The sequence below is a fragment of the Streptomyces colonosanans genome, from assembly GCF_001866645.1.
GTDB classification, from domain to species: domain Bacteria; phylum Actinomycetota; class Actinomycetes; order Streptomycetales; family Streptomycetaceae; genus Streptomyces; species Streptomyces colonosanans.
Map to the genome: position 1 here is coordinate 110,529 of NZ_MLYP01000010.1, position 8,848 is coordinate 119,376.

An 8,848-nucleotide genomic window follows, 5' to 3' on the forward strand; every position below is an offset into this window, starting at 1 on the left:
CCCTTCGATGTTTGTCATGGTCATTCCACCCCGCTACTAGCGGCGCTTCGACTTCCGGTCGTCCTTGACGTGACCCCGGAAGGTGCGGGTCGGCGAGAACTCGCCGAGCTTGTGGCCGACCATCGACTCGGTGACAAACACCGGGATGTGGGTCTTGCCGTTGTGCACCGCGATCGTGTGGCCGAGCATGGCCGGGACGATCATCGAGCGGCGGGACCAGGTCTTGATGACGTTCTTGGTGCCGGCTTCGTTCTGGACATCCACCTTCTTGATCAGGTGGTCGTCGACGAAGGGCCCCTTCTTCAAGCTACGAGGCATCTCAACCCGTCCTTAGCGCTTCTTGTTCGTCTTGCGGCGGCGGACGATGTACTTGTTGCTCGCCTTCTTGGCGGAACGAGTACGGCCTTCCTTCTTGCCCCACGGGGACACCGGGTGGCGACCACCGGAGGTACGGCCCTCACCACCACCGTGCGGGTGGTCCACGGGGTTCATGACCACACCACGCACGGACGGGCGGACGCCCAGCCAGCGCTTGCGGCCGGCCTTGCCCCAGTTGATGTTCGACTGCTCGGCGTTGCCGACCTCGCCGATGGTGGCGCGGCAGCGGACGTCGACCAGACGGATCTCGCCGGACGGCATGCGCAGGTGGGCGTAGGCGCCCTCCTTCGCGAGCAGCTGCACGGAGGCACCGGCGGAGCGGGCGAACTTGGCACCGCCACCGGGACGGAGCTCGATCGCGTGGATCGTGGTACCGACCGGGATGTTGCGGAGGGCCAGGTTGTTGCCCGGCTTGATGTCGGCCCCGGGACCGTTCTCGACGCGGTCACCCTGCTGCAGGTTGCGCGGGGCGAGGATGTAGCGCTTCTCGCCGTCGGCGTAGTGCAGCAGCGCGATGCGCGCGGTGCGGTTGGGGTCGTACTCGATGTGCGCGACCTTCGCCGGCACGCCGTCCTTGTCGTGACGACGGAAGTCGATCACGCGGTAGGCGCGCTTGTGTCCGCCACCCTGGTGGCGAACGGTCACACGACCGGTGTTGTTACGGCCGCCCTTGCTGTGCAGGGGGCGGACCAGCGACTTCTCCGGCGTGGACCGCGTGACCTCGACGAAGTCGGCGACGCTGGCGCCACGACGGCCAGGAGTCGTCGGCTTGTACTTGCGGATACCCATTTCTCAGTCCTCGTCCGATATCGGACGATCCGGACCGCCCTTAGGCGGTCGGACCGCCGAAGATGTCGATACGGTCGCCCTCGGCGAGGGTCACGATCGCGCGCTTGGTGGCGGCACGCTGGCCGAAGCCCGTGCGGGTCCGCTTGCGCTTGCCCTGGCGGTTGATCGTGTTGACCCCGGTGACCTTGACCTCGAAGACCGCCTGGACGGCCTGCTTGATCTGGGTCTTGTTGGCGTTCGGGTCGACGATGAACGTGTACTTGTTCTCGTCGATGAGCGCGTAGCTCTTCTCCGACACGACCGGCTTGATCAGGACGTCACGGGGGTCCGTGTACGACTTGCTCGCCGGGGTGACGACGGTGTTCTTGCCCTCGGCGGCGTGGCGGCGCGCCTTGGCGACGCGCGCGGCCTTGGCGGCCTTGGCCGCCTTCGAGGCAATGCTCGGGTGACGCGTAGCCATCAGGCCTCGCTCCCTTCGGTGTCGTTGGCCTTCGGGCCGGCGACGAAGGACTCGAGAGCGGCCTGGGTGAAGACCACGTCGTCCGAGACGATCACGTCGTACGTGTTCAGCTGGCCCGGCTCCAGGATGTGAATCTGGGGCAGGTTGCGAGCGGACAGCACGGCCTTCTCGTTCTCGCGCTCGACGACCAGGAGCACGTTCTTGCGCTCGCTGATCTTGCCGAGGAGAGCCTTGGCGGCCTTGGTGGAGATGTCCGACTCGACCACGTCGGAGACGACGTGGATGCGGTTGCTGCGGGCCCGGTCGGTGAGGGCGTGGCGCAGGGCCGCAGCCTTCATCTTCTTCGGGGTCCGCTGCGAGTAGTCACGCGGCTGCGGGCCGTGCACGACGCCACCACCGGCGAACTGCGGCGCGCGGGTCGAACCCTGGCGGGCGCGACCGGTGCCCTTCTGGCGGTACGGCTTCTTGCCACCACCGCGAACTTCACCGCGGGTCTTGGTCTTGTGCGTGCCCTGGCGGGCAGCGGCCAGCTGCGCGACGACGACCTGGTGGATCAGCGGAATGCTGACCTTCTCAACGTCGAAGATCTCCGCGGGGAGCTCGACGGTACCGGCCTTCTCGCCAGCCGGCGAAAGGATGTCAACAGTGCTCATCGGTTACCTCAGGCCCCCTTGGCCGCGGTGCGGACCAGGACGAGGCCGCCGTTCGGACCGGGAACCGCGCCCTTGATGAGCAGCAGACCCTTCTCCGCGTCAACGGCGTGGACGGTCAGGTTCTGGGTGGTGACCCGCTCGTTGCCCATGCGACCCGCCATGCGGACGCCCTTGAACACACGGCCCGGGGTGGCACAGCCACCGATGGAACCGGGGGAGCGGTGCTTGCGCTGGGTGCCGTGACTGGCGCCGAGGCCCTTGAAGTTGTGACGCTTCATGACACCGGCGAAGCCCTTGCCCTTGCTCTTGCCGGTGACGTCGACCTTCTGGCCGGCCTCGAACACCTCGGCGGTGATCTCCTGGCCGAGGGTGTACTCGCTGGCGTCCGCGGTGCGGATCTCAACGAGGTGACGACGCGGGGTGACGTCGGCCTTGGCGAAGTGACCCTTGAGGGGCTTGTTCACCTTGCGCGGGTCGATGTCGCCGAAGGCGATCTGGACCGACTCGTAGCCGTCGACATCGTTCGTACGGACCTGGGTCACGACATTCGGCGCGGCCTTGACGACGGTGACGGGAACAACGCGGTTGTTCTCGTCCCACACCTGCGTCATGCCGAGCTTCTCGCCCAGGATGCCCTTGATCTGCTTCATCTCTCAGATCACCGGCCTCAGAGCTTGATCTCGATGTCGACACCGGCCGGGAGGTCGAGTCGCATCAGAGAGTCAACGGTCTTGGGGGTCGGGTCGAGGATGTCGATCAGGCGCTTGTGCGTGCGCATCTCGAAGTGCTCGCGCGAGTCCTTGTACTTGTGCGGCGACTTGATGACGCAGTACACGTTCTTCTCAGTGGGCAGCGGCACCGGGCCCGCGACCGACGCACCAGTGCGAGTCACCGTCTCGACGATCTTCTTCGCCGAAGAGTCGATGACCTCGTGGTCGTAGGCCTTGAGCCGGATGCGGATCTTCTGTCCCGCCATGGCTACCTCGTAGTCCTGTCTCTCATACGCTCCGGAACCCGAGGGTTTCCGCCTCGCTCTCCGACCCACGCGGTCGGGTGTGTCGCGCTCCCGCTGACATGAATGTCCCTTGTCCGAACATCCCTGCTGGGGGAACACGGCCCTTCCGGAACCGCGGATCCGGGAGCTAGATACCCACCGGGCGCCTGGCCGGTGCCGCGCTCACACTTCCCGGAAGATTCCCGTACGTCCGCCCCAGCGCTGCCGTGAGGCAGTTAGGGCGACGAGTACTGTGGGACTCGCTTCCGGTCCTCCCGGCGGGAGACGTGCAGCATCAACACTCGACCGAGCAACTCGGACAGTCTGCCATAGAGAACGGCATGCTGGCCAATCGAGCCGAAGAGATTACCCCGAGCGTGACAGAGGTCAAACCGGAGCGCGCCCAACGGGGTGGATACGCCGCCCGGGAGTGGACTCGATCATCACGTTAGAGTCGGGCGGCGAAGGCATGATCGCGCACTCGGGGGGCGACGTGGCAGAAGCCGAAGCGAACGACACCCATCAGACGTCGGACACCGCCGGCACCGCTGACACCGACCAGAGGGCGAAGCTGCTGCGGGACGCGGACCGCATGGACAACTGGTCGAAGGCCTGGATCATGCTGGCGGTGCTGGCGTGGGCCTGGTTCGCGTACCTGATGCTCGCCTCCTACGGCCCCGAGACCAGCTCCTGGGGCTCCACCACTCGGCAGCTCTGCGACGGCCCGCTGGTCAATCCGTTCCCGCGGAACAACGAGTGCCGCGCCGACGAACTGCGCCAGTGGCCGGCGCTCCTCGGCGTACTGGCCCTGACGGTCGTGCTGACGGTCATCGCGGCGGCGACGACCGTCTACACGCAACTGCTGTCGCGCCTGGCGGAGGCGTCCGGCTCCGGGAGGACCCCGGAAACCGGACGCGACTCCGCCTGATGGATGAACGACGCTCAGGCCGTCAGATGACGCCCTGGGCGAGCATCGCGTCGGCGACCCGCTCGAAGCCGGCGATGTTCGCGCCGGTCACGTAGTCGCCCGGGGCGCCGTAGCGCTCGGCGGTCTCGTGGCAGGTGGTGTGGATGTCCCGCATGATGCCGGCCAGCTCTTCCTCGACCCGCGCGGCCGTCCACGACGTACGGGAGTGGTTCTGCGCCATCTCCAGCGCACTGACCGCGACCCCGCCCGCGTTCGCCGCCTTGCCGGGCCCGAAGGCGACCCCGGCGCTCTGGAACAGGTGCACGGCCTCCGGCGTCGTCGGCATGTTGGCGCCCTCGGACACCGCCTTCACGCCGTTGCGGATGAGCGTCGCCGCATCCTTCTCGTCCAGCTCGTTCTGCGTCGCCGAGGGCAGCGCGACGTCGGCCGGGACGTCCCAGACGCGCCCGCCGGACACGAACCGCGCGGAGGCACCCCGGCGCTGCGCGTACTCGCTGATCCGGCCGCGCTCGACCTCCTTGATCTGCTGCAGCAGCTCCACGTCGATGCCCTTGTCGTCGACCACGTATCCGCTGGAGTCCGAGCAGGTCAGCGGGTTCGCACCGAGGGCGAGCAGCTTCTCGACGGTGTAGATCGCGACGTTCCCGGAGCCGGAGACGACCGCCGTCTGGCCCTCCAGGTCCTCGCCGCGCTCGCGCAGCATCGCCTCCGCGAACAGCACGTTGCCGTACCCGGTCGCCTCCGGGCGGATCAGGGAGCCGCCCCAGTGGGCGCCCTTGCCGGTGAGGACGCCGGCCTCCCAGCGGTTGGTGATCCGCCGGTACTGGCCGAACAGGTAGCCGATCTCGCGGGTGCCGACGCCGATGTCACCGGCCGGTACGTCGGTGTGCTCGCCGATGTGCCGCTGCAGCTCCGTCATGAACGACTGGCAGAACCGCATGACCTCCGCGTCGCTGCGGCCGTGCGGGTCGAAGTCGCTGCCGCCCTTGCCGCCGCCGATGCCGAGCCCGGTGAGCGCGTTCTTGAAGACCTGCTCGAACCCGAGGAACTTCACGATCCCGAGGTTCACCGACGGGTGGAAACGCAGGCCCCCCTTGTACGGGCCCAGCGCGCTGTTGAACTCGACCCGGTAGCCCCGGTTGACGTGCACGTGCCCCCGGTCGTCCTGCCACGGCACCCGGAAGATGATCTGCCGCTCGGGCTCGCACAGCCGCTCGACCAGCCCCGCCTCCGCGTACTCCGGCCGGGCCGCGAGCACGGGCGCGAGCGTCTCCAGCACCTCGTGGGCGGCCTGGTGGAACTCGGGCTGGGCCGGGTTGCGGTGCTCGATCTCGGTAAGCAGGGCGGCGAGCTGGGCGTTGGTGTCGGGTCGGGTCTGGGGCGTCACAGGGTCCCTTTCTGGCACGGCTATGACCGGCGTGGTGGCCGGTCACCGGCATGAAAGCCGGTGATGAACGCTCGGCGCCGTTGCCGCGCGCAGGAACTTGGCCGCCCCGGGAGTGGCATCCGGGAAACGGCCGACACTTCACTGTTACTCCCCCGTAAAGCCGTTGGCCAGTACCTCCACCTGGAATGTCCGGCATCTGAGACCGGGTGTGTCGATCGATGAATCGGCAAGTGGCGGGTTCGGGCCAGATGACGGAGGTGAAACCGCAGGTCGGGGTGGGCGACGTGGCGCAAATTCGCCACTTATGGCTCAGTAGTGCAGAAATCCGCCCGCGAGAAACAACACAGGGGCCAGGAGGGCGGCCCAGCGGGCAACTCCTCCGGCGGTCAGCGCCTGGCCGGCTTGAGCGGTGGGGCGCAGATGACTGTGCTGGGCCATGGCGGTCAGCGTGTCGGCGGCTTGGGCACCGGTGCCGAAACGGCCGGTGGCACGGATCAGCCAGGGCGGCGCGAACAGACCGGCCACTTTGGGTTCTGTCCCGGGACCGATGAACCCCAGCTGTGCGTCGGGGCGCATCTCCACATGGTTGATCCTCGACCAGGGCAGGAACCGGGTGGACCACATACGGCGGATGTACACGCCGTCCCGGTCCGCGGTGATGCGCCACAGCGCAAACCAGCAGCACGGCACGGCGAAGACCACCCACGCCCACAGTGCCTGTGCCAAGGGACCCGGCTGCGGATGGGCCAGACTCGCCCTGCCCGGCGGGTAGTCGAGCACGACGAATACGACGGCCATGGCCGCACCCGTCACCCTTCCTCGCCACCCGGCACCCCACACCAGCGGCGCCTCCGGTGCCGTCATCGCCTCGGCGAGCTTCTCGACGCGTGCACGGCGTTCCTTCCGCGCCTGACGCTGCCGCTCCCTACGGACCGTTCTCATCCCCAACCTCCCTGCGCCGTCAGCCCTTGACCGCGTGCGGAACGAAACGCGCCCAGGTGGCTGGGGTGAAGGTGAGTTGGGGGCCCGCGATGCTCTTGGAGTCACGGACGTGGACGGTGGCGGGGGTGACGGCAAGTTCGACACAGGAGTTGCCGTCAGGGCCATCGCTGTAACTGCTCTTGAACCACGCCAGCTCGGTGACGTCCCCGACAGAGGCCCTGCGGGTCATGATTGCGAGGCGTACGTGACGAACTCCGCCCAAGCATCCGGCGTAAGCGCCAGTCGGGGGCCTTCAATGTTCTTAGAGTCGCGGACGTAGACCGTGGCGGGACTGGCGGCGAGCTCGACGCACGAGTCGCCTTCGTTGCCACTGCTGTAGCTGCTCTTGAACCACGCCAGTTCGGTGACGTCCTCGAAAGAGGCCTTGCGGATCATGTCTCTCCCAGCAGTTGCTCGATGAAGACCAGCGAGTCGCGCGGGGAGAGAGCCTGAGCCCGAATGGTGCTGTACCGAAGCTCAAGAATGCGCAGGTCTTTGGGATCGGAGGTCGGCCGGCCGTTGAACGCGCCGTCGGAGCGCCCCACCGCCATACCGTCCACGAACTTCAGCACCTCGATCCTTCCATCCAGCCCAGGATGTGCCTCGCAGTGCAACGGCATCACCTGGATGGTGACGTTGTGCAACCTCCCCACATCCAGCAGCCGTTCCAGCTGCTGACGCCAGACCATTGTGCCTCCGATGGGGCGCCTCAACGCCGCTTCTTCCTGGACGAAGCTCAGCGCCGGGGCGGGTGAACGATCGAAAATCGACTGCCGCGCCACTCGGGCAACCACCAAACGCTCCACCTCTTCCGGTGTGTACGGAGGCTGCCGAGCCGTGAATAGCGCCCTCGCGTGCTCCGGAGTCTGCAACAGGCCGTTGAGGCTGTGACTCTCGTACACACCCATCTCGACTGCCTGGGCCTCCAGCTTCGCCAGCTCCCGAAGCCGCTTCGGATACCGGACCTTCTTCACGTCCTCCCACGTCGCTGCGATGAGCCCACCCGCGCCCAGCACCTCGTCGGCCTTGTCCAGGTACTCCTGACGAGGAATCCGCTTCCCGCCCTCGACCTTGTAGACCAGGTCCTCGCCGTACCCCACCGCCACCCCGAACTCGGCGGCCCGCATCCCTGCCGCTTCCCTTCGCAACTTCAACTGCCGCCCCACGGTGGCGATGACGGCCACACCCCACTCGTCGTCCGGGTCCACCTCCCAACCCGGCTCGTCCGCCTCGCCCCTGAGCCGTACCGCCTCGCCGTCCACCGACATGCGCGCCCCTCCGTAGTCCCGCGTCGTACCGCGACGCCCTACCCGTAGGAACGATGCCGACAGCCCGGACAGCACCGGGCAATCAGCCGACAGTCACCGTACGCACCCGCTCAGTCACCCTTCACGGTAGGCACAGCCAGCCACGCTGAGTGCTGTGAATCAGGAAATCGCCGAGGCCACCGCCCAACCAGCCACCCACTTCCGCAACTTCACCGTGCTGCTGTCGTCCACGCGGCGCGGGGCCCGCCTCGCGCGTCTGCTCGCCGAGGCGCAGCTACGCAGTTGGGGGCTGCCCACGGAGACCGCGAACCACATCGTGGCCGAGCTGGCGGCCAACGCGGCGACGCACGGCCGTGTACCGGGCCGGGACTTCCGCCTGACTCTGTACGTGGTCGGCGGCACCCTCCGTATCGAGGTCACCGACACACAGGGTGACCGTCTCCCCGCACCCCAACGGCCTTCTGCGGACGTCGAGTCGGGGCGCGGCCTGCTCATCGTGGACGCGCTCGCGGACCGTTGGGGCGTGAGCGAGGACCGGTTCCCGCGCAAGACCGTGTGGGCCGAACTGGCCTGCTCAGAGCCGGAGCCCGCCCCCACGGGATTCGGTGCCGCAGGCGATCCCCGTCCAAGGAACCAGAGGGAGAAAGAACCGCACCAAGCCCCACCCCTCCCGCCCGTCGTTCGCACTCACTCGCGCGAGTGAACATCGCCGGTTCGGCTGGATCGGTGGTCCCCCAACTCCCCTACGCTCAGCGCAAACAACCGCAAACATGCATCGGCCCCCGGCCGGGAGTAGCAATCCCGATCGAGGGCCTGGCCACCGAGGAAGAAGAGAGCTTCCCGATGGGTATCGATGACCCTAGCGTGCCCCCGCACGCCCAGTCAGCCGTTGCCGCGCACGAACCCCCCTCCCGGGCGAATCCGCGCACACGCACCCGCCCCCACACCTACGGCGTCACGCACGACAACACCCGCCACACCACCCGCTTCACGGTGATCGGCAACCACCT

The 8,848-nt window shown here is 67.6% G+C and carries 13 protein-coding genes; 2 read left to right on the forward strand and 11 right to left on the reverse strand.

Annotated elements, in window-relative coordinates; translation table 11 throughout:
- Nucleotides 1-36: 36 nt before the first annotated feature.
- The 6 genes from rpsS to rpsJ are packed head-to-tail and all read right to left on the reverse strand — an operon-like array spanning nucleotide 37 to nucleotide 3,256.
- Nucleotides 37-318 carry a 30S ribosomal protein S19 gene (gene rpsS, locus BIV24_RS05310; protein ID WP_003948639.1) on the reverse strand — a complete coding sequence of 94 codons (282 nt, stop codon included), beginning with the start codon at nucleotides 316-318 and terminating at the stop codon, nucleotides 37-39.
- Nucleotides 319-330: 12 nt separating this feature from the next.
- On the reverse strand, nucleotides 331-1,167 hold the full coding sequence (gene rplB, locus BIV24_RS05315) for a 50S ribosomal protein L2 (protein ID WP_071364965.1): 837 nt from the start codon (nucleotides 1,165-1,167) through the stop codon (nucleotides 331-333).
- Nucleotides 1,168-1,207: 40 nt separating this feature from the next.
- Nucleotides 1,208-1,627 (reverse strand): 50S ribosomal protein L23, encoded by a 420-nt coding sequence (gene rplW, locus BIV24_RS05320; RefSeq protein ID WP_071364966.1) that lies wholly within the window; start codon nucleotides 1,625-1,627, stop codon nucleotides 1,208-1,210.
- Nucleotides 1,627-2,280, reverse strand: a complete 654-nt coding sequence (gene rplD / locus BIV24_RS05325) for a 50S ribosomal protein L4 (RefSeq protein ID WP_071364967.1) — start codon at nucleotides 2,278-2,280, stop codon at nucleotides 1,627-1,629. Before rplD ends, rplW begins: the two co-directional genes overlap by 1 nt.
- An 8-nt stretch (nucleotides 2,281-2,288) precedes the next feature.
- The gene (gene rplC, locus BIV24_RS05330; RefSeq protein WP_071364968.1) at nucleotides 2,289-2,930 is read right to left on the reverse strand and encodes a 50S ribosomal protein L3; all 642 of its coding nucleotides are present in this window, start codon (nucleotides 2,928-2,930) and stop codon (nucleotides 2,289-2,291) included.
- Nucleotides 2,931-2,947: 17 nt separating this feature from the next.
- The gene (rpsJ, locus tag BIV24_RS05335; protein ID WP_003948644.1) at nucleotides 2,948-3,256 is read right to left on the reverse strand and encodes a 30S ribosomal protein S10; all 309 of its coding nucleotides are present in this window, start codon (nucleotides 3,254-3,256) and stop codon (nucleotides 2,948-2,950) included.
- Nucleotides 3,257-3,767: 511 nt separating this feature from the next.
- Here rpsJ and BIV24_RS05340 point away from each other — a divergent pair.
- Complete coding sequence (locus tag BIV24_RS05340) at nucleotides 3,768-4,202, forward strand: hypothetical protein (RefSeq protein ID WP_143064561.1); 435 nt, start codon at nucleotides 3,768-3,770, stop codon at nucleotides 4,200-4,202.
- A gap of 22 nt (nucleotides 4,203-4,224) precedes the next feature.
- Here BIV24_RS05340 and gdhA read toward each other — a convergent pair whose 3' ends face one another.
- The 5 genes from gdhA to BIV24_RS05365 all read right to left on the reverse strand — a co-directional run bounded on the left by gdhA (nucleotide 4,225) and on the right by BIV24_RS05365 (nucleotide 7,838).
- Nucleotides 4,225-5,589, reverse strand: a complete 1,365-nt coding sequence (gdhA, locus tag BIV24_RS05345) for an NADP-specific glutamate dehydrogenase (protein WP_071364970.1) — start codon at nucleotides 5,587-5,589, stop codon at nucleotides 4,225-4,227.
- A gap of 309 nt (nucleotides 5,590-5,898) precedes the next feature.
- Nucleotides 5,899-6,531: a hypothetical protein gene (locus BIV24_RS05350; RefSeq protein WP_071364971.1), complete on the reverse strand. Its 633-nt coding sequence runs from the start codon at nucleotides 6,529-6,531 to the stop codon at nucleotides 5,899-5,901.
- Nucleotides 6,532-6,550: 19 nt separating this feature from the next.
- Nucleotides 6,551-6,760 carry a DUF397 domain-containing protein gene (locus BIV24_RS05355; RefSeq protein WP_071364972.1) on the reverse strand — a complete coding sequence of 70 codons (210 nt, stop codon included), beginning with the start codon at nucleotides 6,758-6,760 and terminating at the stop codon, nucleotides 6,551-6,553.
- Complete coding sequence (locus BIV24_RS05360) at nucleotides 6,757-6,966, reverse strand: DUF397 domain-containing protein (RefSeq protein WP_071364973.1); 210 nt, start codon at nucleotides 6,964-6,966, stop codon at nucleotides 6,757-6,759. Before BIV24_RS05360 ends, BIV24_RS05355 begins: the two co-directional genes overlap by 4 nt.
- Complete coding sequence (locus BIV24_RS05365; RefSeq protein WP_071364974.1) at nucleotides 6,963-7,838, reverse strand: helix-turn-helix domain-containing protein; 876 nt, start codon at nucleotides 7,836-7,838, stop codon at nucleotides 6,963-6,965. Before BIV24_RS05365 ends, BIV24_RS05360 begins: the two co-directional genes overlap by 4 nt.
- Before the next feature lie 154 nt (nucleotides 7,839-7,992).
- Between BIV24_RS05365 and BIV24_RS05370 the strand changes: the two genes are divergently transcribed.
- Complete coding sequence (locus tag BIV24_RS05370) at nucleotides 7,993-8,541, forward strand: ATP-binding protein (RefSeq protein ID WP_071364975.1); 549 nt, start codon at nucleotides 7,993-7,995, stop codon at nucleotides 8,539-8,541.
- Nucleotides 8,542-8,848 lie beyond the last annotated feature (307 nt).

Excerpts from the sequence above, each read along its gene's own strand:
- rplD (WP_071364967.1), bottom strand. The coding sequence starts at position 2,280 with ATGAGCACTGTTGACATCCTTTCGCCGGCTGGCGAGAAGGCCGGTACC.
- BIV24_RS05365 (WP_071364974.1), bottom strand. The coding sequence starts at position 7,838 with ATGTCGGTGGACGGCGAGGCGGTACGGCTCAGGGGCGAGGCGGACGAG.
- rplW (WP_071364966.1), bottom strand. The coding sequence starts at position 1,627 with ATGGCTACGCGTCACCCGAGCATTGCCTCGAAGGCGGCCAAGGCCGCC.
- BIV24_RS05355 (WP_071364972.1), bottom strand. The coding sequence starts at position 6,760 with ATGACCCGCAGGGCCTCTGTCGGGGACGTCACCGAGCTGGCGTGGTTC.
- BIV24_RS05350 (WP_071364971.1), bottom strand. The coding sequence starts at position 6,531 with ATGAGAACGGTCCGTAGGGAGCGGCAGCGTCAGGCGCGGAAGGAACGC.
- rpsS (WP_003948639.1), bottom strand. The coding sequence starts at position 318 with ATGCCTCGTAGCTTGAAGAAGGGGCCCTTCGTCGACGACCACCTGATC.
- BIV24_RS05360 (WP_071364973.1), bottom strand. The coding sequence starts at position 6,966 with ATGATCCGCAAGGCCTCTTTCGAGGACGTCACCGAACTGGCGTGGTTC.
- rplC (WP_071364968.1), bottom strand. The coding sequence starts at position 2,930 with ATGAAGCAGATCAAGGGCATCCTGGGCGAGAAGCTCGGCATGACGCAG.
- rpsJ (WP_003948644.1), bottom strand. The coding sequence starts at position 3,256 with ATGGCGGGACAGAAGATCCGCATCCGGCTCAAGGCCTACGACCACGAG.
- rplB (WP_071364965.1), bottom strand. The coding sequence starts at position 1,167 with ATGGGTATCCGCAAGTACAAGCCGACGACTCCTGGCCGTCGTGGCGCC.